This window comes from Bacillus paranthracis (assembly GCF_024296885.1).
Lineage (GTDB): Bacteria > Bacillota > Bacilli > Bacillales > Bacillaceae_G > Bacillus_A > Bacillus_A paranthracis.
On the sequence record NZ_CP101135.1, the window covers coordinates 235,268 to 257,500 of the forward strand.

Genomic DNA, 22,233 nt, shown 5'->3' on the forward strand with positions numbered 1-22,233 from the left:
ATGTTACAAATATGGATTTAGTAGAAAATGCATTAAATCAAGGTTTTTGAAGGTGTTTATAAAAAAACGTAAAAAAAGTGTAATAAAATTTACGTAATTATATTGCAACGTAACAATAGTTATGTTACATTAATGTTACAAACGTTACGTTATTAAATTTAATGTAACGTCAACATAAAAACTATGAAATAAACATTTCTTAGAAATTACATATAGATAACTTATTAAAAAGGAGGATACATAATATGAAAGAGCAAGTATTACAAGTAACAAAAGGTGACTTCGTAGGATCAGCAAGTGGAGCGGTAGTATTAACAGCATTAATCGTATTTCTATCAAGCGTGTTAGTATAATAAAAACTTTGTAACAAAAGAAAAAAGAGAGGAGAATGCAAAATGAAAGAGCAAGTATTACAAGTAACAAAAGGTGACTTCGTAGGATCAGCAAGTGGAGCAGTAGTATTAACAGCATTAATCGTATTTCTATCAAGCGTGTTAGTATAATAAAAACTTTGTAACAAAAGAAAAAAGAGAGGAGAATGCAAAATGAAAGAGCAAGTATTACAAGTAACAAAAGGTGACTTCGTAGGATCAGCAAGTGGAGCAGTAGTATTAACAGCATTAATCGTATTCTTATCAAGCGTATTAGTATAATAGAAGTTTTGTAAAAAGAAAAAGAGAGGAGAATGCAAAATGAAAGAGCAAGTATTACAAGTAACAAAAGGTGACTTCGTAGGATCAGCAAGTGGAGCGGTAGTATTAACAGCATTAATCGTATTTCTATCAAGTGTATTAGTATAATAGAAGTTTTACATTATACAAAATGAAAGGAGAATGAGGAATATGAACGGTGAGCAAGTGTTACAAGTAACAAAAACAGATTTATTAGGATCATTAGGTGGAGCGGTAGTATTAACATCATTTATTCTATTCCTTGCAAAAGTATTAGTATGAGACATATAAATACAATCATTCAAAAAAAATAAAGACTCTAGCATATTAGTAAGTAATTAATATGTTGGAGTCTTTTTTATTTTTCTTCTATATATCCCTTCAAGTATGAATAGCCCCCTTTATTTTAAAGAGAAAAAAGTCGAATTTTATATGTAAGAAAAAAAGAGGAATTTGACAGAAAAGATAGAAAATTTTAAAGGTCAGAATTTGTTAGCTTGCTAACTAATTTCTATCAATTAACGTTGGAAGCGTTTTCGGTTGGTTTTAAGTATGAACCATTTAATCTATTTACAGGGGGATGAGGATTTTATGAAACAAAAATCTATGGATACGCTAGCTGCACAAATGGAGGACTTTTTTCCAGTACGTGATGTAGATCATTTGGAGTTTTACGTAGGAAATGCAAAGCAATCAAGTTACTATCTTGCGAGAGCATTCGGATTCAAAATTGTGGCTTACTCTGGATTAGAAACTGGTAATCGTGAAAAAGTATCTTATGTTCTTGTGCAAAAAAATATGCGTTTCGTTGTGTCTGGGGCTTTAAGTAGTGACAATCGTATTGCAGAGTTTGTAAAGACTCATGGTGATGGCGTGAAAGATGTGGCATTACTTGTTGATGATGTTGATAAAGCATACTCAGAAGCGGTGAAACGTGGTGCCGTCGCAATTGCTCCGCCTGTAGAGTTAACAGATGAGAACGGTACATTGAAAAAAGCAGTTATTGGTACGTATGGTGATACAATTCATACGCTTGTAGAGCGTAAAAATTATAAAGGGACATTTATGCCAGGATTCCAAAAGGCTGAGTTTGATATTCCATTTGAAGAGTCAGGTTTAATTGCTGTAGACCATGTAGTTGGTAATGTTGAAAAGATGGAAGAGTGGGTTAGTTATTACGAGAACGTTATGGGCTTTAAACAAATGATCCATTTTGATGATGATGATATTAGTACAGAGTATTCAGCATTAATGTCGAAGGTTATGACAAATGGAAGTCGTATTAAGTTCCCTATTAACGAGCCAGCGGATGGAAAGAGAAAATCACAAATTCAAGAATATCTAGAGTTTTATAATGGAGCAGGTGTACAGCATCTTGCTTTACTAACAAATGACATTGTTAAAACAGTAGAAGCGCTACGTGCAAATGGTGTGGAGTTTTTAGATACACCAGATACTTATTATGATGAGTTAACTGCACGAGTTGGAAAAATTGATGAGGAAATTGATAAGTTGAAAGAATTAAAGATTTTAGTAGATCGCGATGATGAAGGATACTTACTACAAATCTTTACGAAACCAATTGTAGATCGTCCAACTTTATTTATTGAAATCATTCAGCGTAAAGGTTCTCGTGGATTTGGAGAAGGAAACTTTAAAGCGTTATTCGAATCAATTGAAAGAGAACAAGAGCGTCGCGGGAATTTATAAAATTTATATCCACCAGCAATCATTCTTTTGCTGGTGGAAATTTCATTTTCATAAGGAGGAATCATGATGAAATTTGTTACATTTCGTCTTCCTTCAAAAGAAATGCGAGCTGGATGGCTTGAAGGTGACAAAGTAATCGATATGAATCTTGCTAGTGGTGGAAAATTACCTTCTTCTATGTTCGCCTTTTTAGAGAAAGCGGATGAGTATGTAGAAGTGTTGCGTAATATTAATAATCCGGAAAAGGGCATATATTCTTTAGAGGAAGTGCAATTAGCAGCAGCGATTCCTAATCCGAGTAGTATTAGGGATTTTTATGCATTTGAACAGCACGTAAAAACGGCACGTAGCCGAAGAGGGTTAGATGTTGTACCTGAATGGTACGATATTCCGGTTTTTTATTTTACGAACCATCGTGCTGTAATTGGTCCAGATGATGTTGTAATTAGTCCGAAGAAATCTAAAAAACTTGATTATGAGTTAGAGATTGCTTGCGTAATTGGGAAAGAAGGAAGAAATATTTCTCGTGAGCAAGCAGAGGAATACATTTTTGGTTATTGTATTATGAATGATTGGAGTGCAAGGGACTTACAAGCAACAGAAATGAAGGTAGGACTTGGTCCAGCGAAAGGAAAAGATTTTGCAACTTCATTAGGAGCGTACCTTGTTACGAAAGAGGAACTAGATATTTATCGTAATGGTGACCGTTATGAGTTAGAGATGACTGCTCATGTAAATGGAAAGCTATTATCAAAAGGGAACTTCCGAGATATTTACTATACATTTGCTGAAATGATTGAACGTGCTTCGGAAGACGTTACGTTATATCCAGGCGATGTGATTGGTTCTGGAACAGTAGGAACAGGTTGCATTTTAGAACTAGGCACAGAAGAGTGGCTACAAGATGGTGATGTGGTAGAACTTACGATTACTGGTTTAGGTACATTACGTAATACGGTCAAAATAGAAAGGGAAGCAGGTGATGGGCATGTTTTATCGTCACATGGGGGAGCTACCTCATAAACGACATGTACAATTCCGTAAAAAAGATGGGTCGCTTTATCGTGAGCAGGTAATGGGAACAAAAGGTTTTTCTGGTACGCAATCTATTTTGTACCATCATTATATGCCAACGGAAGTAGGGCATGCGGCATTATCTCATTCTTGTCAGTTGCAGTATGAAGAAGATGTTGCTCTTTCTCATCGTCACTTTCGCACGAAAGAAAATAAAAAAAGTGGTGATGCAGTAAGCGGAAGAAACTTTATACTTGGGAATGAGGATTTATTAATCGGAGTAGTGAGCCCAACAGAAAAAATGGACTATTTCTACCGTAATGGTGATGGCGATGAAATGTTGTTTGTCCATTACGGAACAGGAAAAATTGAAACGATGTTTGGAACGATTCATTATCGAAAAGGCGATTATGTAACAATTCCAATTGGAACGATTTATCGTGTTATTCCGGATGAAGGAGAGACTAAGTTTCTTGTTGTAGAGGCAAATAGTCAAATTACAACACCGCGTCGCTATCGTAATGAATATGGACAATTGCTAGAGCATAGTCCGTTTTGTGAGAGAGATATTCGTGGTCCTGAAAAATTAGAGACGTATGATGAAAAAGGTGAGTTTGTCGTAATGACAAAGTCGAGGGGATATATGCATAAACATGTTTTAGGACATCATCCGTTAGATGTTGTTGGTTGGGATGGCTATTTATATCCGTGGGTCTTTAATGTAGAGGACTTTGAACCAATTACAGGTCGTATTCATCAGCCACCTCCAGTACATCAAACGTTCGAGGGTCACAATTTCGTTATTTGTTCTTTTGTACCACGTTTATATGACTATCATCCAGAATCTATTCCGGCACCGTATTATCATAGTAACGTGAATAGTGATGAAGTACTGTACTATGTAGAAGGTAACTTTATGAGCCGAAAAGGTGTGGAGGAAGGGTCTATTACACTTCATCCGAGCGGCATTCCTCACGGGCCACATCCTGGGAAAACAGAGGCGAGTATAGGGAAAAAAGAAACGCTTGAATTAGCTGTTATGATAGATACATTCCGTCCGCTTCGTATTGTAAAACAAGCACATGAAACAGAAGATGAAAAATATATGTATAGCTGGATTGAAGAGGGATCATATACTGTGAAATAAGTAAAAAAAAGGCATGCTCAATAACAGAGCATGCCTTTTTCATGGAATCGACATGTATAATAATACCAAAAAAAGTTATAGAAAGATATATAGAAAGAATGATAAAAATCGTGCATATTCATAAGAGTTTCTACTTATTTCGACAAAAGTATTGACTGGAAAAAGTACTATGAGTAAAATGAAAAAGCGAATTAAAAATTTTCAGAAAATTTAAAACTTGGAGGAGCATGCTATGAAGCAAATTTTTCAAAAGAAGCCTATTGCAAAGTTAATGCAAGAGAGTAAACAAAAGACGTTAGCAAGAACATTGGGCGCACTAGATTTAACGATGCTTGGAATCGGGGCAATTGTTGGAACGGGTATTTTTGTTCTAACGGGCGTGGTAGCAGCGAAACATTCTGGACCAGCTATTATATTATCATTTGCGATAGCCGCGTTAGCATGTGCCTTTGCTGCATTTTGTTATGCTGAATTTGCTTCTTCAGTTCCTGTCTCAGGCAGTGTGTACACGTACACATATGCGACGATGGGAGAAGTATTCGCATTTTTAATTGGATGGGACTTAATGCTTGAGTATTTACTTGCAACCTCTGCTGTGGCAAATGGTTGGTCCGCGTACTTCCAATCTTTATTAAAGGGATTTGGAATTCATATTCCTACCATTCTTTCCTCAGCCCCTGGTACAGGAAAGGGTGGAATAATTGATTTGCCAGCAGTTCTAATTATTTTAGTGATGACGGTTCTTTTATCTAGGGGTGTTCGTGAAAGTGCACGTGTAAATAATATTATGGTATTTATTAAACTAGCGGTTGTTCTTATTTTTATCTTTGCTGGTTTTAATTATGTGAAACCTGAAAACTGGACGCCTTTTATGCCATTTGGCTTAGATGGTGTAATGGCTGGAGCTGCTACAGTGTTCTTTGCATTTATAGGGTTTGATGCAGTTTCAACGGCAGCAGAAGAAGTGAAACGTCCACAACGTGATTTACCAATTGGTATTATTGCATCTTTATTAATTTGTACGGCTCTTTATATTATCGTTTCGCTTATTTTGACAGGAATTGTTCCATACGGGCAGTTGAATATATCAGATCCAGTCGCTTTTGCACTTCAATTTATTGGACAAGATAGTTTAGCGGGAGTAATTTCAGTAGGCGCAATTACAGGAATCACAACAGTAATGTTAGTTATGATGTATGGGCAAGTACGAGTTTCATATGCAATGAGTAGAGATGGATTGTTGCCGAAACGTCTTGCTAAAGTTCACCCGAAATTTAAAACACCGTTTTTAAATACGTGGACAACGGGAATTATTGCAGCACTTATTTCAGGATTAATAGATTTAAATGTGTTAGCGCATCTTGTAAATATGGGGACATTGTCAGCCTTTGCACTTGTAGCTGTTGCTGTTATTGTAATGAGAAGAACGCATCCTGATTTACCAAGAGCATTTAAGGCGCCGCTTGTACCATTTTTACCAGCGTTAACGGTAATTTTTTGTTTATACTTAATGCTTCAATTATCCGGGACGGCTTGGATTAGTTTTGGTGTATGGATGATTATCGGTATTGCGGTTTACTTCTTATATAGCCGAAAACATAGTGCTTTAAATAATAGTAAAGAAGAAGACGACGCAGCCAATTTATAAGTAGAAAAATCCATTCTAATTCTGTTAGAATGGATTTTTAATTTTGAAAATTTACATTCTTCTGAACTTGTTATAAGATAATTATTGTTGAACAAAAGGGGTGAAATAATGAAAAATACGTGGCGTGAGTTAAGGGAGATGGACCGTAACGTATGGATTCGGTTTATTGGTGAGACGTTAAATGGAATTGCAATGATGATGTTGATGCCTTTTTTTGCATTATATTTAAAAGATAAGGTAGATTCATTATTACAGGTCGGAGTGATTATGGCACTGTCTCCAATTGCTGCAAGCTTTGGATCAATTATAGGGGGAAGAATTGCTGATATATATGGAAGAAAACCGATTATGATATTTTCGATGGCGAGCAATGCAGTATTCATGCTCGGTTTTTTATTTATAGAAGGATTTATTCCATATGCGATTTTATCTGTTTTTTTAGGATTAAGTAATTCGTTATTTCATCCAGCTGCATCAGCGATGGTTGCGGATGTAACGGCGCCAGAAAAAAGAACAGAAGCATATGGTTTATTGCGAATGGGGCACAATATAGGTGCTGCAATTGGTCCGATAATGGGGGCTTCAGTAGTTATGTTATCGAAGAACCTTGTGTTTATTATTGCCGCATCTACGATGTTATTTTATGCATTGCTTGTATTCGTCCTTATTCAAGAGACAATGCCAAAGAGTACGAATAAAGAAGGTGATACAGAAAAAGAATCAGGAGCAGTGTGGAAAATTGTATTGCGAGATAAGGCACTCATGATTTATTTATTAGCAGGTATCATTATTTCGATGGGATTTTCTCAAACAGAAGGCATGTTGCCACTGCACTTTGACAATGAAATGAAAGGTATTTTTGGAACTAACAATCCATATCCATATTTAATGGCTTTAAATGGACTATTAGTTGTGTTGTTCCAATTTCAAATTTCAAAATGGGTCACAGATAAACCTGTTGGAAAGACGATGTTATATGGTGCATGTTTGTTTGGGATTGGGTTATTTTTTATAGGGTGGTTACCGAAGTGGTTTGGAGGACTTGATACAAATGCTACGATTATTTTAATAACGTTACAGTTTGTATATGCCATATATACGTTAGGTGAGATGATTATGTCGCCTGTACAGATGACGTTTGTAGCGAATTTGGCTCCTGAGCATTTGAGGGGGACTTATATGGGAGCTGCAAGTTTGCAGTGGATTACAGGAAGTGCATTCGGCCCACTTCTTGGAGGTTTTTTATTAGACCGATTACTTGGCCACTTTTTATTTACAATTTTAGCTGTCGGTTGTGTAGTTGCAGGTATTGTATATATTTCTTTAGACCGTCTCGTTGAACAAAGGCAAAAAAGTACACTAACCAAACAATCTTCTTAATAATTAGATGACATACACAAAAAGGGAATTTCTACATATTTTAGGTACATAACCAGGTTGGATTGCAATTTTATCCCACTTTAATGGGCAGTAAGACCCCCACCTCAAAATTCAGCGAAAGCAAGGAATTTAGGTGGGGGTCGGGCTGCCCATAAAAGTCCGATTGGTTCAACTAATAATCAGTAGGGGATGAAGCCCCCCACTGATTAAAGTTTCACTTTATATATTTATCAAGAAAGTTAAGTGGAAAAAGTATAGAAAACCAATAAGTGGTGTCATTTAATTATTTGTGGAAGTTGCATTTTATTTCAAATAGGAACTACCTATTTTTATAAAAAGTGCTAAAATAGAAAAATGAAAACAATTGGTTAGGGTGATTTCAGTGACAAAAATTAAATTAGGTTTATTATATGGTGGAAAATCAGCTGAGCATCAAGTTTCGCTACAAACGGCTCTTGCTGCTATTAAAGCATTAAATCAAGATAAATTCGAGATTCATCCAATTTATATTACAGAACAAGGTCAATGGGTACGCGGTGAGCGTATTGAAGGTGAAGTAACAGATGTTGAAATTCTAAAAATGAGCGGTGCAGAAAATGCAATTTCTCCGCTATCATTAAGCACAGAAATCATTCCATCTGCAAATGCTGAGGAAAATGCTATCGACGTTATTTTCCCATTACTACATGGACCAAATGGTGAAGATGGAACGGTACAAGGATTATTAGAATTAATGAATATTCCTTATGTAGGAAATGGTGTTCTAGCATCTGCTGCTGGTATGGATAAAGTTGTTATGAAAAACATTTTCGCAGAAGCTGGATTAAAACAAGCGAAATATGCATCATTCATTCGTAGCGGATGGGAAAAAGATCGTGAAACAGCATATGAAAAAGTAGAAGAAGTATTAGGATACCCTTGCTTCGTAAAACCAGCAAACCTTGGTTCAAGTGTTGGGATTAATAAGTGTAAAAATCGTGAAGAACTTGAGAATGCATTTGAAGAGGCATTCCAATTTGACCGTAAAATTATTGTGGAAGAAAATATCGTTGGACGTGAAGTAGAAGTTGGTGTACTAGGTAATGATGAACCGAAATGTTCAGTTGTAGGTGAAATCGTACCTAAAAAAGACTTCTATGATTATAAGTCGAAATACATCGATGGTGATACAGCGTTAATTATTCCAGCTGAAATGACAGAAGAAGAGTCTAATGTTATTAAGAGAGATGCGATTGTTGCATTCCAATCGTTAGATGGTGCTGGCTTAACGCGAGCTGATTTCTTCTTAACGAAAGATGGAGAAGTATACATTAACGAAGTGAATACGATGCCAGGATTTACGCCGTTTAGTATGTTCCCTCTACTATGGCAACATACTGGATTACCGTATCCGGAATTAATTGAAGAGCTAATTCGTTTAGCAATGGAGCGTCACGAAGAAAAACAAAAAATTAAATATACAATCTAACAAAAAAAGGAGGAGGCACTATTCGAAGGAATAGTGCTTCCTCTATGTAAGGAGTGTTTTTATGATAAATCGAACGTTAAAACAAGTAGAACAAATGACAAATGGTACGGGATTAGCAGAGCAGTATGAGGGAATTACTATACAAGGAGTGTCTATTGATACGAGAAAAATCGAAAAAGGAAACTTATATGTTCCGATTCAAGGTGAACGTTTCGATGGACATGCTTTTGTAGATAAAGCTGTTGAAAATGGAGCTGTGGCGACATTATGGATGAAAGATGTAGCAAATCCACCTGAGAATCTTCCGGTTATTTTTGTAGAAGACACGCTATCAGCATTACAAATGTTAGCAAAAAACTATCGCGACCAATTGGATGTTAAAGTGATTGGTGTGACAGGTAGTAACGGTAAAACATCTACAAAAGATATTGTAACAAGTCTTCTTGCGACTAAATTCAAAGTTCAAAAAACAGAAGGAAACTTCAATAATCATATCGGGCTACCTCTTACTATTTTAAACTTAGAAGAAAATACAGAAGTAGCTGTATTAGAAATGGGAATGTCAAGCCGTGGGGAAATTGAATTCTTATCTAAGTTAGCTCGTCCAAATGCAGCTATCATTACGAACATTGGTGAAGCGCATTTAATGGACTTAGGCTCTCGCGAGGCAATTGCTGAAGCGAAATTAGAAATTGTGACAGGATTACAAGAAGGTGGAGTGTTCGTATATAACGGAGATGAGCCATTATTAACGAATCGTGTTCCTGAAATGAATTTAATAGCTGAAACAGTTACGTTTGGTGATGCTAGAGCAAATGATTACTATCCAACGACTGTAACGTTACAAGCAACTGGGACACACTTTAAAATGAATAGAGAAGAAAACATTTCATTCTATCTACCGGTATTAGGGAAACACAATGTGTATAATACGCTTGCTTCTATGGCAATTGCGAAACATTTTGGTGTAACGTGGGAAGAGATGAAAGAAGGTTTAGTAACACTTCAAATGACAGGCATGCGTATGGAAATTGTAAAAACAAATAGTGGATTAACAATTATCAACGATGCTTATAATGCAAGTCCAACAGCTATGGAAGCAGCATTCCACCTAATGAATGGTTTAGATGGATTCTCTAAAAAAATTGTTGTTCTCGGCGATATGTTAGAGCTTGGAGATCAAGAAGTACAGTTTCATTATGAGGTAGGTAAATTAATCGATCCAGCAAAAATCTCCTATGTGTTCACATATGGTAAATTAGGAGCTCAAATTGCTGAAGGAGCGAAAATTAATTTCCCTAACGAACGTGTAAAGGCTTATGATAATAAAGAAGAGTTAGTAAAAGAGTTGCAAGCAGTAGTCGATGCGAAAGATGTTGTATTAATAAAAGCATCTCGCGGTATGAAATTGGAAGAAGTAATTACGATGTTGAAATAATTGGTGTATATAAATAGGGATGATAGCAACGAAAAAAGAAGAAACTTATAATAAGCGCTTACAGTAAATATAAAAAAATAAAAGTGAAGAAAAAACCTCTGAATATGAAAATAAGGTAACAGTTGGGTTTGCTTTTTACACATACAAAACTTATAATTGATAAAGTGTAATAACGTTTAGAAGTATTTTCGTGAAGAATATACGCCCGTTTATATACGTGAGCATTCAGGAAAAGGGCTTTTCCGCAAATTCGGAAAACGCCTTTTTTTAAATGATAAGTATAGGATAGAAAAGGAGAAGTAACATTGACAACATTTCGAGAATTAGGATTAAGTGATTCTTTACTGCAATCTGTTGAAAGTATGGGCTTTGAAGAGGCTACGCCAATTCAAGCTGAAACAATTCCACATGCATTGCAAGGTAAGGATATTATTGGGCAAGCACAAACAGGTACAGGGAAAACAGCAGCATTCGGATTACCACTATTAGATAAAGTGGATACACATAAAGAATCGGTTCAAGGTATTGTTATCGCGCCAACGCGTGAATTAGCAATTCAAGTTGGAGAAGAGCTATACAAAATTGGTAAACATAAACGCGTTCGTATCTTACCAATTTACGGTGGTCAAGATATTAACCGCCAAATTCGTGCTCTAAAAAAACACCCACACATTATTGTTGGTACGCCGGGTCGTATTTTAGATCATATTAACCGTAAAACACTTCGCTTACAAAACGTAGAGACAGTTGTTCTCGATGAAGCGGATGAAATGTTAAACATGGGCTTCATTGAAGATATTGAAGCAATTTTAACAGATGTGCCAGAAACACACCAAACATTACTATTCTCAGCGACAATGCCGGATCCAATCCGTCGTATTGCTGAGCGTTTCATGACTGAGCCTCAACACATTAAAGTAAAAGCAAAAGAAGTAACAATGCCAAACATTCAGCAGTTCTATTTAGAAGTGCAAGAAAAGAAAAAGTTTGATGTATTGACACGCTTATTAGACATTCAATCTCCAGAGCTTGCGATTGTATTCGGTCGTACAAAGCGTCGTGTTGATGAATTATCAGAAGCATTAAATTTACGTGGTTATGCTGCGGAAGGTATCCATGGTGATTTAACTCAGGCGAAACGTATGTCTGTATTACGTAAGTTCAAAGAAGGTTCTATTGAAGTTCTTGTTGCAACAGACGTTGCTGCACGTGGTCTTGATATTTCAGGTGTAACACACGTATACAACTTCGATATTCCACAAGATCCAGAATCATACGTTCACCGTATTGGCCGTACTGGTCGTGCAGGTAAAAAAGGTATTGCAATGCTATTTGTAACACCACGTGAATCTGGACAATTAAAAAATATCGAGCGTACAACAAAACGTAAAATGGACCGCATGGATGCACCAACACTTGATGAGGCACTAGAAGGTCAACAACGTTTAATCGCTGAAAAACTTCAAAACACAATTGAAAATGAAAACTTAGCATACTACAAGCGTATTGCGGAAGAAATGTTAGAAGAGAACGACTCTGTAACAGTAGTAGCTGCTGCTTTAAAAATGATGACAAAAGAGCCAGATACAACTCCAATCGCTTTAACATCAGAACCACCAGTTGTTGCAAGAGGTGGCGGTTCTAAAAAACGCGGCGGTAACGGAGGCGGATACCGTGATGGTAACCGTAATCGTAGTCGTGATGGACGCGGTGGCGATGGTCGTAACCGTGACCGCAATCGTGATGGTCGTAATCGTGACGGTAACCGTGATCGCAATCGTGATGGCGGCAACCGTGGTCGTCGTGGCGAAGGTCAAGGACGCCCAGGATCTTCAAACGGACGCGGCGAAAGAAAACATCATAGCCGTAAGCCACAAGCTTAATAATGAAAAAAGAGAATGCCCTTTGCCGGCATTCTCTTTTTTTATTTTTGTAATTGTACATACTACATAATAACTTATGTAGAAATGAGGTGCCGCATGCTTGTAAGGCTTGGCTATGTCGCGATGAGTGTACATTTGAAAAACGCATCTCCATCTCAAACGATGACGTACGCGCAGTTTCAAAAAATAGATGATCGGGAAGCGGCGATTCGTAAACTTGAAAGAATTGCTAATTCGAATTTGGAAAACTGTTTACGATTATTAAAGCATAATAAAGGACATGACATATCGTTCTTTCGACTTAGTTCCAAGCTGATTCCTTTAGCGAATCATGAGGAGTTGTTAGATTGGAATTATATTCGCCCTTTAAAAGAAAATTTAAAAGTGCTAGGTGATTACGCTATTCGAATGAATATGCGTATTGATTTTCATCCAGATCATTTTGTTGTACTTAATTCACCCGAGGAGAATATTTTTAAACAATCTGTCAAGACATTACAAATGCATAGAAAATTATTAAAAGGTATGGGAATTGAACATAAGCAACGATGTGTAATGCATGTTGGGGGCGGATATAAAGATAAAGAGCTCGCATTAGAGCGTTTTATAGAGAATTGGTCTAACGTCCCAAGAGGTATTCAGGAAATGATTATGTTAGAAAATGATGATACAACTTTTACGCTCGAGGACACATTATATTTAGGAGAAAAGTTGGACATTCCCGTTGTATTTGATTTACATCATCATATGATGAATCATGATCGAGAAGATTGGCATGAAGATTGGGCGCGTGTTGTACATACGTGGAAATCGTCTTTGTTACCGGTGAAAATGCACATTTCTAGTCCTAGAGAGGGAAAAGACCCAAGGGCACATGCAGACTTTATTAATGTAGATACTTTTTTATCTTTTTTAAAAAAGATAAAAGGAAGTGTTCCGCAAATTGATTGTATGATTGAAGCGAAGAAGAAGGATGAGTCTTTATTTCAACTCATGAGAGATTTAAGTGAACAAACAGATGTGGAAATTGTCGATGGTGCGAGCTTTTATATTAAATGAGCTCTGCACCATCGAGTTTTTTTATTAATAGAGGAGTGCAAATACCACCAATGATCAATCCTGTTAAATGGCTGATAGGGTTGGCAGAGGGATTGAAGAAAGTGAATAGTAGTAATATACATATAATAATTGAAAAAATAGCGATGTCTCTTGGATTGGAAGAACGATATCGGCTATACAATAGAAATAACTGTGCACCTAGCAATCCGAAAATGCCACCAGATGCCCCGGCATGAATATATTCATGAGGCATAATAAGATAAGAGGACATATTTCCGAGAATGCCAGAAAGGAAAAAAATAATGATGAAAGAAAAGTGGCCTAGTTGTTTTTCAATAGAAGAGCCAAGGATGAATAAACAAATACTATTAAAAAGAAAATGTTGTAAGTCTACATGTACGAGCAGGGAAGTTAGGAGACGCCACCATTCTCCTTTAGCGATATATTCATTAGAAGCTGCCATAGAGAAGAGGGGGAAATCACCTAATATAATCATGATTAATTGTATGAGAAGTAAAGCAATGGTGATTGGTTGTAAGGAAATGCGGGCGGATGGTATTAGCATGTTGTGAGTATCACTCCTTTTGCATCAGAAAGATTCTCTGTTATTCTTACAATATGAAAAAAGAAAGCTAAATAGAAGAAGGGGATTTTGAAATGATTGTAGGGATTGGAATCGATATTATTGAATTGAATCGAATTGAAAAAATGATAGATGGAAAGCTTAAATTTATGGAACGTATTTTAACTGAAAGTGAACGTAATGTTGCTAAGGGGCTGAAGGGAAGCCGCCTTACAGAGTTTGTAGCTGGAAGATTTGCAGCGAAAGAGGCGTATTCAAAAGCGGTAGGAACTGGTATTGGGAAAGAAGTGAGTTTTTTAGATATTGAAGTGAGAAATGATGATAGAGGGAAGCCGATTCTTATTACAAGTACAGAACATATTGTTCATTTATCAATTAGTCATAGTAAGGAATTTGCTGTTGCTCAAGTTGTTTTAGAAAGCTCGTCACGCTAGTCTGCATATTTTATATCTTTGTCTCATATATTTGTGGTAGCGATAAGGAAGGTACATCTTCCATTCATTTATAGGGGCAAAGGGGCTGAAGTGATGAAAAGGCGTCTGTTTTTAGTTCTTGTCGGTTTATTAACCGTTTTTGTGTTGGCCGGTTGTATGGAAAAGAAACAAGATGATGTTGTGAGAGATTTAGAGGCGAAAGTAAAAGGGTTGAAAAGCTATCAAGCTGAAGCGAAATTATCTATTAAAACAGGGAATGAGCCTCAGGAGTATAAGGTAGAGATATGGCATAAGGAACCTTCTTTTTATCGTGTGAATTTGCAGAATGCGAAAAAAGATCAAAGTCAAATTATTTTAAGGAATGAAGAAGGTGTATTTGTATTAACGCCAGCGCTTAATAAGAGTTTCCGTTTCCAAAGTGATTGGCCGCAAAATAGTAGCCAGGCTTATTTATACGAATCTCTTGTGAGGGATATTTTGCAGGATAAGAAAAACCTTACTTTTGAAAAAACAGATAAGTATTATATCTTTAAAACAAAAACAAACTATCAGCATCAAAACATGTTGCCGAGACAAGAGATTACATTGAAGAAAAGTGATTTAACACCAGTTTCGGTGAAGTTAATGGATAATGATCAAAATGTTCTTGTGAAAGTAGATTTCTCTAAAGTGAAATTTGATGCGAAATTTGATAAAGGTGCATTTGATACGAAACAAAATATGTCTAGAGCGCAAGTAGATGTTCAAACGACAGCGAAAGAAGACAAACCATTTGCTATTTTGTATCCGCGTGATACGCCGCAAGGTATGACTTTGAAAGATGAAAAAGAGTTGAAGACAGACAGTGGCAAGCGTGCGATACTCACATACACTGGAAGTAAGAAATCCTTTACTTTAATACAAGAAAAGGCAAAAGTTGCAGAGGCTTCGTCAGCGATAAGTGTGAGCGGGGAATTGGTTGATCTTGGCTTTACAATTGGAGCATTGACGAAAGACTCTTTAACGTGGTCGCATAACGGAGTAGAATATATGCTCGTGTCTAAAGGTTTAGAGCCGAAGGAGCTGTTAATGGTTGCTCGTTCAGTTACAGAGAAGCAAGTGAAGTAAACTTCTTAGACGTGGTGATATATGTGCACCACGTCTTTTCTTAGTTTGAAGGGTGGATTTCATAAAAGAAGCATATAAAAGAATAAGCTTCGCATATCGTGTATAAGGAAGTGTGTTTATGGAAGAAGCGCCATTTTACCGTGACACTTGGGTGGAAGTGGATTTAGATGCCATTTATAACAACGTTACACATATTAAAGAATTTATCCCGAGTGATGTAGAAATTTTTGCCGTTGTTAAAGGGAATGCATATGGGCACGATTATGTACCGGTGGCTAAAACAGCATTAGAAGCGGGGGCGACAAGGTTAGCAGTTGCGTTCTTAGATGAAGCTTTAGTGCTTCGAAGAGCTGGTATTACTGCGCCGATTTTAGTGTTAGGTCCTTCTCCTCCTCGTGATATAAATGTAGCTGCTGAAAATGATGTAGCATTAACTGTTTTTCAAAAGGAGTGGGTAGATGAAGCAATCAAACTTTGGGATGGTTCGTCTACGATGAAATACCATATTAATTTCGATAGTGGTATGGGGAGAATTGGAATACGTGAACGTAAAGAATTAAAAGGATTTTTAAAAAGCTTAGAAGGTGCACCATTCTTAGAATTGGAAGGAGTTTATACGCATTTTGCAACGGCAGATGAGGTGGAGACTTCTTACTTTGATAAGCAATATAACACATTTTTGGAGCAGTTAAGTTGGTTGAAAGAATTCGGAGTGGATCCTAAGTTTGTTCATACAGCTAATAGTGCTGCAACGCTACGTTTTCAAGGGATTACATTTAATGCAGTACGAATTGGTATTGCGATGTATGGGTTATCTCCATCTGTAGAAATACGCCCTTTTTTACCGTTTAAATTAGAACCAGCGCTATCATTGCATACGAAAGTTGCTCATATTAAACAGGTGATTAAAGGGGATGGAATTAGTTATAACGTCACTTATCGAACAAAGACGGAAGAATGGATTGCGACCGTTGCAATTGGTTATGCAGATGGCTGGCTTAGAAGATTACAAGGATTTGAAGTGCTTGTAAATGGTAAAAGGGTACCGATTGTAGGGCGAGTAACAATGGATCAATTCATGATTCACCTTCCTTGTAAAGTGCCTCTTGGTACGAAAGTTACACTCATTGGAAGGCAAGGAGATGAATATATTAGCGCTACAGAGGTTGCGGAATATTCAGGGACTATTAATTATGAAATTATTACAACGATTAGTTTCCGTGTGCCGAGAATATTTATACGGAACGGTAAAGTTGTGGAAGTAATCAATTATTTGAATGATATATAGAAGGTAGTATGATTTGCTTCTTGTCATGTGAGAGGACTTTTCGTTGGCTAAGAATAAGTTCGTTTTTTGACGAGAAGCTTTTTACTTATCATTACTTTTAACATAATTTAACGTGGAAACTCTTCCGTTTCTTGTTGTAATGAGATAAAAAATAAAAGAATATGAATGTTTTGTTTGTGAATTGGAAAACATAAGCAAGGAATAAGGAAGTCTTTGCAACAGGCTCCATACAATGGTATTATTACAATAGGTGTCATATATATATTTGGGTGTGTAGTTGACGGTGGAGGTGTATTTTTGTGTCCGAATCAAGTGTAACTACTGAAATCGTGGTTCGGTTGCCAAAGCAAATGGTAACGGAATTGGACGGAATTGGAAAACAAGAGAATAAGAATCGCCATGAACTAATTTGCCAGGCAACACAACTGTTATTGCGTCAACATAAGACGAAGAAACGCTACCAACATGAATCAATGCGACGTGGGTACATTGAAATGGGAAAAATTAATCTTGGTATTGCATCTGAAGCTTTCTTAGCAGAGTATGAAGCAGCTCATACAGTAGAACGCTTAGTTAGCGGGGGGTAATATTTTGATTGTAAAACGCGGCGACGTGTATTTTGCAGACCTTTCCCCAGTTGTTGGTTCTGAGCAAGGAGGCGTTCGTCCGGTTCTTGTCATTCAAAATGACATCGGAAATCGTTTTAGTCCAACGGTGATTGTAGCGGCTATTACTGCACAGATTCAAAAAGCGAAATTACCCACTCATGTGGAAATTGATGCGAAAAAGTACGGTTTTGAGAGAGATTCTGTTATTTTACTTGAGCAGATTCGAACAATCGATAAGCAGCGCTTAACGGACAAAATCACTCACTTAGATGAAGTGATGATGATTCGTGTAGATGAAGCGCTACAAATTAGTTTAGGACTAATAGATTTTTAAATCGGCAGTTTAAGTTGCTCTCTTTGAAGGGCAACTTTTTTTATTATAGAGGAGGTTGCGGTTGTATATGGAAACGGTAGATAATCGACAAGCGTTAATGAAAATGTTAGTGAAGGAATTAGGCTTTACCGAAAAGCAAGTTCGTCATGTTATTCAATTAACAGAAGAAGGTAACACAGTTCCATTTATTGCTCGTTACCGAAAAGAATGGACAGGCTCTTTAGATGAAGTGCAAATTCGTACAATTTTAGAGAGATGGCAATATATAATGCAGCTTGAAGATAGAAAAGAAGAGGTTCTTCGTCTTATTGATGAGAAGGGGAAACTGACAGGAGAATTACGTCAGCAAATTGTGAAAGCTACAAAGTTGCAAGAAGTAGAAGATTTATATCGTCCATATAAAGAGAAGAGAAGAACGAAAGCAACGATTGCGAAAGAAAAAGGACTAGAGCCATTAGCTGAATGGTTATTGTTATATACGAAAGAAGATCCGAATCAGAAGGCAATGGAGTTTATAAATGCCGAGAAAGAAGTGCAATCTGCAGAAGAGGCATTACAAGGTGCTCAAGATATTATTGCAGAAATCGTTTCAGATGAAGCAGCATATCGTAGTTGGATTCGGAATGTTACTTTTAGAAAAGGTGTTATGTCTTCGGCTGTAAAAGATGAAGAGAAAGATGAAAAAAATATATATGAAATGTATTACGATTATGAAGAGCCGTTGCAGAAAGTCGTGCCGCATCGTGTATTAGCGATGAATCGCGGTGAGAAAGAAGATATATTGAGAGTTTCTGTTGTTCCGCCAGTAGATGAGATAGTAACTTTCTTATATAAGAAAGTAATTCGTGATAACGGTTCAAAAAGTGCACAGTATGTAAAGTTAGCAATTGAGGATGGTTATAAACGATTAATTCAATCCTCTATTGAAAGGGAGATTCGAAAAGAATTAACAGAAACAGCTGAGGAACAAGCAATACATATTTTTTCTGAGAACTTACGTAATTTGTTATTACAACCTCCAATGAAAGGAAAGGTTGTGTTAGCTGTAGACCCTGCATATAGAACGGGTTGTAAATTAGCTATCGTAGACGATACGGGGAAAGTTCTATATATTGATGTTATTTATCCGCATCCACCAGTGCGTAAATATGAAGATGCAAAAGCGAAAGTTCTTTCTATTATAGATAAATATCAGGTTGAAATGATTGCGATTGGGAATGGTACAGCTTCTAGAGAATCAGAAGAATTTATAGTTGATGTATTACAACATGTGAAACGAGAAGTCTTCTATATTATTGTGAACGAAGCTGGTGCGAGTGTGTATTCGGCTTCTGATTTAGCCCGTGAGGAATTCCCAGATTTACAGGTTGAAGAAAGAAGTGCGGTTTCTATCGGTAGACGTCTGCAAGATCCACTTGCTGAACTTGTAAAGATTGATCCTAAATCAGTTGGGGTTGGACAATATCAACATGATGTGTCTCAAAAAAGATTAAATGAATCATTAACGTTTGTAGTAGAGACAGCAGTTAACCAAGTCGGTGTGAATGTAAATACAGCTTCCGTTGCGTTGTTGCAATATGTTTCAGGCTTATCAAAAACTGTTGCGAAAAATATTGTAGCAAAGCGTGAAGAAGAAGGGAAATTTACAAAACGAACAGACTTAAAGAAAATACCACGTCTAGGTGCGAAGACATATGAACAATGTATAGGTTTCTTACGTATATTAGAAGGGGCAAATCCGTTAGACCGTACAGGTATTCACCCAGAACAATATAAAAATGTTGAATTGTTATTAAAGAATCTAGGTTTATCAAAAGATGACGTAGGGCAACCACAATTACAAAAGAGTTTAGAAGAAGTAGAGATTTCTAAGTTGTCGCAAGAAACGGGAGTTGGAGAACCAACATTAGTTGATATTATAGATGCACTCATTAGTCCAGAGCGAGACATGAGGGATGAGTTGCCTAAACCGCTTCTGAAAAAAGGGATTTTGAAATTAGAAGATTTAAAACGTGGTATGGAACTGGAAGGAACAGTTCGTAACGTTGTTGATTTCGGTGCTTTCGTTGATGTAGGTGTGAAACAAGATGGGTTAGTACATATTTCTAAACTAAGCAAACAATACGTGAAGCATCCGTTAGATGTTGTATCTGTCGGACAAATCGTCAAAGTATGGGTAGATGATATTGATACGAAAAAAGGTCGCGTTGCATTATCTATGTTGCCGGTTGAATAGTAAGAGAAGAGAGCAGATGAAACTGCTCTTTTTTTATAGGATAAAACGTGTAATGGATTAGGAACTTTGATGTATTTTGCTATAATAAAACCAGCATTCATTTAGTAATTTAATTTGATACCGGTTTTTTTCAAAATATGCGCGTTGCATTTGTTTTTTGAGCCATGTAGGCATAGGAATCCCTCCTTGTTTAATCCTACTCTCATAAATGTAAAGTACTATTGATGAGAGGTTGGTGAGTGGATTTCTATTTTTGCTATGTTTTTAGAAACCACGCTTCTTGAATGAGGATGGGTATATGTACTATTTAATATATGTATAAGAGAGGAGAAAAGTGTAAAAATATTTTTTTGTTTAGGAGGAATGAAAATGGATGAGCAAGAAATACAGCGGCTAGTGGAAGAAGTATCACTACAATATTTCGGAATGCCGTTTTTACATAAAGCAATGTTTAATAGTAGGTTGCGTACAACTGGTGGACGTTATCTGTTGAATACACATAATATTGAACTGAATTATCGATATTATGAAATGTATGGGAAAGAAGAATTAGTTGGGATTGTTAAACATGAACTTTGTCATTATCACTTACATATTGCGGGAAGAGGGTATAAGCATCGGGATAAGGATTTTCGAGAATTATTAAAGGCAGTTGATGCACCACGCTTTTGTAAACGAATGATAAATGAAGAGAAGGGAAAAAAGGTTTATATGTATGAATGTATGGAATGCTCACTTCAATATGTAAGGAGGCGTCAAATAAATACAAAAAGATATGTCTGCGGAAAGTGTAAAGGGAAACTAATCTTGATAAAGAAAACATCTTGACAGTGAAAACGCAATCCAGTATATTATAAACATGTCACGTTTGTACAAGATGTTGTGAAAAAACTTCTTGACTTACGATGAGAATTTTTATAAGATACAAATTGTCTTTATTATTCCGCAGTAGCTCAGTGGTAGAGCTATCGGCTGTTAACCGATCGGTCGTAGGTTCGAGTCCTACCTGCGGAGCCATACAGAGAAGTACCCAAGTGGCTCAAGGGGCTCCCCTGCTAAGGGAGTAGATCGCGAACGCGGTGCGAGGGTTCGAATCCCTTCTTCTCTGCCATTTATATTGGCCCGTTGGTCAAGTGGTTAAGACACCGCCCTTTCACGGCGGTAACACGGGTTCGAATCCCGTACGGGTCACCACTTCGGAGGATTAGCTCAGCTGGGAGAGCACCTGCCTTACAAGCAGGGGGTCGGCGGTTCGATCCCGTCATCCTCCACCATAATATTATAATGAAAAGTAAAATGACATTAATGTAAAGATTAAATGGTCCCGTGGTGTAGTGGTTAACATGCCTGCCTGTCACGCAGGAGATCGCCGGTTCGACCCCGGTCGGGACCGCCATTTTAACTTCTGCTAATTGGCAGTTGTTTTTTATTGGTCATTATGGTACAATAACATTTGTCTTTGAAAATAAGATAAGTATTTCGATGGGCTATAGCCAAGCGGTAAGGCAACGGACTTTGACTCCGTCATGCGCTGGTTCGAATCCAGCTAGCCCAGCCATTTACGAGCCATTAGCTCAGTTGGTAGAGCATCTGACTTTTAATCAGAGGGTCGAAGGTTCGAGTCCTTCATGGCTCACTTTTGTTTTTTTTCGCGCGGTCGTGGCGGAACGGCAGACGCGCTAGGTTGAGGGCCTAGTGGGGGAAACCCCGTGGAGGTTCAAGTCCTCTCGGCCGCATCAAAAATCTTTTAAAAAAAGTACTTGCATTTGAAAATGTAGTATGATAAGATAATTGAGTCGCCAAAATACAACGACGAAAAAACATCATGAATAAGCGCCCGTAGCTCAATTGGATAGAGCGTTTGACTACGGATCAAGAGGTTAGGGGTTCGACTCCTCTCGGGCGCGCCAATTACGGGAAGTGGCTCAGCTTGGTAGAGCACCTGGTTTGGGACCAGGGGGTCGCAGGTTCAAATCCTGTCTTCCCGACCACGCGGGTGTAGTTTAGTGGTAAAACAAGAGCCTTCCAAGCTCTGGTCGAGAGTTCGATTCTCTTCACCCGCTTTTAGTTCTTTGAAAACTGAACGAAACAAACAACGTGAAACGTCAATTTTTATTTTAGATGCTAGACAAACTAACTTTATTGGAGAGTTTGATCCTGGCTCAGGATGAACGCTGGCGGCGTGCCTAATACATGCAAGTCGAGCGAATGGATTAAGAGCTTGC

Annotated in this window: 23 protein-coding genes, 11 tRNA genes and 1 rRNA gene (1 of these 35 running past the window's edge); 33 read left to right on the forward strand and 2 right to left on the reverse strand. The window is 37.3% G+C overall.

Annotated elements, in window-relative coordinates:
- The first annotated feature begins 245 nt into the window (after window positions 1-245).
- The 14 genes from NLJ82_RS01320 (at window position 246) to uvsE (ending at window position 13,418) form a co-directional block, all read left to right on the forward strand.
- Window positions 246-353: a DUF3948 family protein gene (locus NLJ82_RS01320; protein ID WP_000664237.1), complete on the forward strand. Its 108-nt coding sequence runs from the start codon at window positions 246-248 to the stop codon at window positions 351-353.
- Between the two features lie 42 nt (window positions 354-395).
- The gene (locus tag NLJ82_RS01325; RefSeq protein ID WP_000664237.1) at window positions 396-503 is read left to right on the forward strand and encodes a DUF3948 family protein; all 108 of its coding nucleotides are present in this window, start codon (window positions 396-398) and stop codon (window positions 501-503) included.
- Between the two features lie 42 nt (window positions 504-545).
- Entirely contained in the window at window positions 546-653 is a 108-nt protein-coding gene (locus NLJ82_RS01330) for a DUF3948 family protein (RefSeq protein ID WP_000664237.1), read from the forward strand.
- Window positions 654-692: 39 nt separating this feature from the next.
- Window positions 693-800 carry a DUF3948 family protein gene (locus NLJ82_RS01335; RefSeq protein WP_000664237.1) on the forward strand — a complete coding sequence of 36 codons (108 nt, stop codon included), beginning with the start codon at window positions 693-695 and terminating at the stop codon, window positions 798-800.
- Window positions 801-833: 33 nt separating this feature from the next.
- On the forward strand, window positions 834-953 hold the full coding sequence (locus NLJ82_RS01340) for a DUF3948 family protein (RefSeq protein ID WP_001993573.1): 120 nt from the start codon (window positions 834-836) through the stop codon (window positions 951-953).
- A 309-nt stretch (window positions 954-1,262) separates the two neighbouring features.
- Entirely contained in the window at window positions 1,263-2,381 is a 1,119-nt protein-coding gene (gene hppD / locus NLJ82_RS01345) for a 4-hydroxyphenylpyruvate dioxygenase (RefSeq protein ID WP_000810913.1), read from the forward strand.
- 66 nt (window positions 2,382-2,447) lie between these two features.
- Window positions 2,448-3,404 (forward strand): fumarylacetoacetate hydrolase family protein, encoded by a 957-nt coding sequence (locus NLJ82_RS01350; RefSeq protein ID WP_000674030.1) that lies wholly within the window; start codon window positions 2,448-2,450, stop codon window positions 3,402-3,404.
- Complete coding sequence (locus NLJ82_RS01355) at window positions 3,370-4,542, forward strand: homogentisate 1,2-dioxygenase (protein WP_000499916.1); 1,173 nt, start codon at window positions 3,370-3,372, stop codon at window positions 4,540-4,542. Before NLJ82_RS01350 ends, NLJ82_RS01355 begins: the two co-directional genes overlap by 35 nt.
- 232 nt (window positions 4,543-4,774) lie before the next feature.
- Window positions 4,775-6,190 carry a branched-chain amino acid transporter BcaP gene (gene bcaP / locus NLJ82_RS01360; RefSeq protein WP_000809368.1) on the forward strand — a complete coding sequence of 472 codons (1,416 nt, stop codon included), beginning with the start codon at window positions 4,775-4,777 and terminating at the stop codon, window positions 6,188-6,190.
- Window positions 6,191-6,298: 108 nt separating this feature from the next.
- Complete coding sequence (locus NLJ82_RS01365) at window positions 6,299-7,570, forward strand: MDR family MFS transporter (RefSeq protein ID WP_000799738.1); 1,272 nt, start codon at window positions 6,299-6,301, stop codon at window positions 7,568-7,570.
- Between the two features lie 382 nt (window positions 7,571-7,952).
- Complete coding sequence (locus NLJ82_RS01370; RefSeq protein WP_000161437.1) at window positions 7,953-9,038, forward strand: D-alanine--D-alanine ligase; 1,086 nt, start codon at window positions 7,953-7,955, stop codon at window positions 9,036-9,038.
- A 61-nt stretch (window positions 9,039-9,099) separates the two neighbouring features.
- A complete protein-coding gene (murF, locus tag NLJ82_RS01375; RefSeq protein WP_000610682.1) occupies window positions 9,100-10,476 on the forward strand; it encodes a UDP-N-acetylmuramoyl-tripeptide--D-alanyl-D-alanine ligase in 1,377 nt (458 codons plus the stop codon).
- A gap of 305 nt (window positions 10,477-10,781) precedes the next feature.
- On the forward strand, window positions 10,782-12,359 hold the full coding sequence (gene cshA / locus NLJ82_RS01380; RefSeq protein ID WP_000206582.1) for a degradosome RNA helicase CshA: 1,578 nt from the start codon (window positions 10,782-10,784) through the stop codon (window positions 12,357-12,359).
- Between the two features lie 96 nt (window positions 12,360-12,455).
- Window positions 12,456-13,418 carry a UV DNA damage repair endonuclease UvsE gene (uvsE, locus tag NLJ82_RS01385; RefSeq protein WP_000961150.1) on the forward strand — a complete coding sequence of 321 codons (963 nt, stop codon included), beginning with the start codon at window positions 12,456-12,458 and terminating at the stop codon, window positions 13,416-13,418.
- Here uvsE and NLJ82_RS01390 read toward each other — a convergent pair.
- Complete coding sequence (locus NLJ82_RS01390) at window positions 13,411-13,983, reverse strand: rhomboid family intramembrane serine protease (RefSeq protein WP_001993582.1); 573 nt, start codon at window positions 13,981-13,983, stop codon at window positions 13,411-13,413. The genes uvsE and NLJ82_RS01390 overlap by 8 nt on opposite strands.
- Window positions 13,984-14,075: 92 nt before the next feature.
- On the opposite strand from NLJ82_RS01390, the gene acpS reads away from it, so the two are divergent.
- The 6 genes from acpS to NLJ82_RS01420 all read left to right on the forward strand — a co-directional run bounded on the left by acpS (window position 14,076) and on the right by NLJ82_RS01420 (window position 20,008).
- Window positions 14,076-14,435, forward strand: coding sequence for a holo-ACP synthase (acpS, locus tag NLJ82_RS01395; RefSeq protein ID WP_000635037.1), 360 nt, complete (start codon window positions 14,076-14,078; stop codon window positions 14,433-14,435).
- 93 nt (window positions 14,436-14,528) lie between these two features.
- Window positions 14,529-15,542, forward strand: coding sequence for a LolA family protein (locus NLJ82_RS01400; RefSeq protein ID WP_000829109.1), 1,014 nt, complete (start codon window positions 14,529-14,531; stop codon window positions 15,540-15,542).
- Window positions 15,543-15,660: 118 nt separating this feature from the next.
- Window positions 15,661-16,830: an alanine racemase gene (alr, locus tag NLJ82_RS01405; protein ID WP_000390601.1), complete on the forward strand. Its 1,170-nt coding sequence runs from the start codon at window positions 15,661-15,663 to the stop codon at window positions 16,828-16,830.
- Window positions 16,831-17,129: 299 nt separating this feature from the next.
- Window positions 17,130-17,417 (forward strand): antitoxin EndoAI, encoded by a 288-nt coding sequence (locus NLJ82_RS01410; RefSeq protein ID WP_000004570.1) that lies wholly within the window; start codon window positions 17,130-17,132, stop codon window positions 17,415-17,417.
- Between the two features lie 4 nt (window positions 17,418-17,421).
- A complete protein-coding gene (gene ndoA / locus NLJ82_RS01415) occupies window positions 17,422-17,772 on the forward strand; it encodes a type II toxin-antitoxin system endoribonuclease NdoA (protein ID WP_000635963.1) in 351 nt (116 codons plus the stop codon).
- A gap of 67 nt (window positions 17,773-17,839) precedes the next feature.
- Window positions 17,840-20,008: a Tex family protein gene (locus tag NLJ82_RS01420; protein ID WP_000450602.1), complete on the forward strand. Its 2,169-nt coding sequence runs from the start codon at window positions 17,840-17,842 to the stop codon at window positions 20,006-20,008.
- Window positions 20,009-20,065: 57 nt separating this feature from the next.
- Here NLJ82_RS01420 and cmpA read toward each other — a convergent pair whose 3' ends face one another.
- Window positions 20,066-20,182, reverse strand: a complete 117-nt coding sequence (cmpA, locus tag NLJ82_RS01425; RefSeq protein ID WP_001143642.1) for a cortex morphogenetic protein CmpA — start codon at window positions 20,180-20,182, stop codon at window positions 20,066-20,068.
- A 195-nt stretch (window positions 20,183-20,377) separates the two neighbouring features.
- On the opposite strand from cmpA, the gene NLJ82_RS01430 reads away from it, so the two are divergent.
- The 13 genes from NLJ82_RS01430 to NLJ82_RS01490 form a co-directional block, all read left to right on the forward strand.
- Window positions 20,378-20,836 (forward strand): SprT family protein, encoded by a 459-nt coding sequence (locus tag NLJ82_RS01430; RefSeq protein WP_000344246.1) that lies wholly within the window; start codon window positions 20,378-20,380, stop codon window positions 20,834-20,836.
- A gap of 114 nt (window positions 20,837-20,950) precedes the next feature.
- Window positions 20,951-21,025: transfer RNA gene (locus NLJ82_RS01435), tRNA-Asn, on the forward strand.
- Window positions 21,026-21,028: 3 nt separating this feature from the next.
- Window positions 21,029-21,119 (forward strand) — tRNA-Ser (locus NLJ82_RS01440).
- 8 nt (window positions 21,120-21,127) lie between these two features.
- Window positions 21,128-21,202 (forward strand) — tRNA-Glu (locus NLJ82_RS01445).
- A 4-nt stretch (window positions 21,203-21,206) separates the two neighbouring features.
- A tRNA-Val gene (locus NLJ82_RS01450) sits at window positions 21,207-21,282 on the forward strand.
- Window positions 21,283-21,328: 46 nt separating this feature from the next.
- Window positions 21,329-21,404: transfer RNA gene (locus tag NLJ82_RS01455), tRNA-Asp, on the forward strand.
- A gap of 87 nt (window positions 21,405-21,491) precedes the next feature.
- Window positions 21,492-21,566: transfer RNA gene (locus tag NLJ82_RS01460), tRNA-Gln, on the forward strand.
- Window positions 21,567-21,571: 5 nt separating this feature from the next.
- A tRNA-Lys gene (locus NLJ82_RS01465) sits at window positions 21,572-21,644 on the forward strand.
- Between the two features lie 17 nt (window positions 21,645-21,661).
- Window positions 21,662-21,744, forward strand: a tRNA-Leu gene (locus NLJ82_RS01470).
- Window positions 21,745-21,841: 97 nt separating this feature from the next.
- A tRNA-Arg gene (locus tag NLJ82_RS01475) sits at window positions 21,842-21,918 on the forward strand.
- Window positions 21,919-21,922: 4 nt separating this feature from the next.
- Window positions 21,923-21,999, forward strand: a tRNA-Pro gene (locus NLJ82_RS01480).
- Window position 22,000: 1 nt separating this feature from the next.
- A tRNA-Gly gene (locus NLJ82_RS01485) sits at window positions 22,001-22,071 on the forward strand.
- A 76-nt stretch (window positions 22,072-22,147) separates the two neighbouring features.
- Window positions 22,148-22,233: ribosomal RNA gene (locus NLJ82_RS01490) — 16S ribosomal RNA — on the forward strand; it runs 1,465 nt beyond the window's last position.

Bases quoted from the DNA above. Each gene is read 5' to 3' on its own strand.
- NLJ82_RS01325 (WP_000664237.1), top strand. From the start codon at position 396: ATGAAAGAGCAAGTATTACAAGTAACAAAAGGTGACTTCGTAGGATCA.
- NLJ82_RS01350 (WP_000674030.1), top strand. From the start codon at position 2,448: ATGAAATTTGTTACATTTCGTCTTCCTTCAAAAGAAATGCGAGCTGGA.
- NLJ82_RS01430 (WP_000344246.1), top strand. From the start codon at position 20,378: ATGGATGAGCAAGAAATACAGCGGCTAGTGGAAGAAGTATCACTACAA.
- uvsE (WP_000961150.1), top strand. From the start codon at position 12,456: ATGCTTGTAAGGCTTGGCTATGTCGCGATGAGTGTACATTTGAAAAAC.
- NLJ82_RS01355 (WP_000499916.1), top strand. From the start codon at position 3,370: ATGTTTTATCGTCACATGGGGGAGCTACCTCATAAACGACATGTACAA.
- NLJ82_RS01365 (WP_000799738.1), top strand. From the start codon at position 6,299: ATGAAAAATACGTGGCGTGAGTTAAGGGAGATGGACCGTAACGTATGG.
- hppD (WP_000810913.1), top strand. From the start codon at position 1,263: ATGAAACAAAAATCTATGGATACGCTAGCTGCACAAATGGAGGACTTT.
- NLJ82_RS01400 (WP_000829109.1), top strand. From the start codon at position 14,529: ATGAAAAGGCGTCTGTTTTTAGTTCTTGTCGGTTTATTAACCGTTTTT.
- murF (WP_000610682.1), top strand. From the start codon at position 9,100: ATGATAAATCGAACGTTAAAACAAGTAGAACAAATGACAAATGGTACG.
- acpS (WP_000635037.1), top strand. From the start codon at position 14,076: ATGATTGTAGGGATTGGAATCGATATTATTGAATTGAATCGAATTGAA.
- NLJ82_RS01340 (WP_001993573.1), top strand. From the start codon at position 834: ATGAGGAATATGAACGGTGAGCAAGTGTTACAAGTAACAAAAACAGAT.
- NLJ82_RS01420 (WP_000450602.1), top strand. From the start codon at position 17,840: ATGGAAACGGTAGATAATCGACAAGCGTTAATGAAAATGTTAGTGAAG.
- alr (WP_000390601.1), top strand. From the start codon at position 15,661: ATGGAAGAAGCGCCATTTTACCGTGACACTTGGGTGGAAGTGGATTTA.
- NLJ82_RS01330 (WP_000664237.1), top strand. From the start codon at position 546: ATGAAAGAGCAAGTATTACAAGTAACAAAAGGTGACTTCGTAGGATCA.
- NLJ82_RS01390 (WP_001993582.1), bottom strand. From the start codon at position 13,983: ATGCTAATACCATCCGCCCGCATTTCCTTACAACCAATCACCATTGCT.
- cmpA (WP_001143642.1), bottom strand. From the start codon at position 20,182: ATGCCTACATGGCTCAAAAAACAAATGCAACGCGCATATTTTGAAAAA.
- bcaP (WP_000809368.1), top strand. From the start codon at position 4,775: ATGAAGCAAATTTTTCAAAAGAAGCCTATTGCAAAGTTAATGCAAGAG.
- NLJ82_RS01320 (WP_000664237.1), top strand. From the start codon at position 246: ATGAAAGAGCAAGTATTACAAGTAACAAAAGGTGACTTCGTAGGATCA.
- NLJ82_RS01335 (WP_000664237.1), top strand. From the start codon at position 693: ATGAAAGAGCAAGTATTACAAGTAACAAAAGGTGACTTCGTAGGATCA.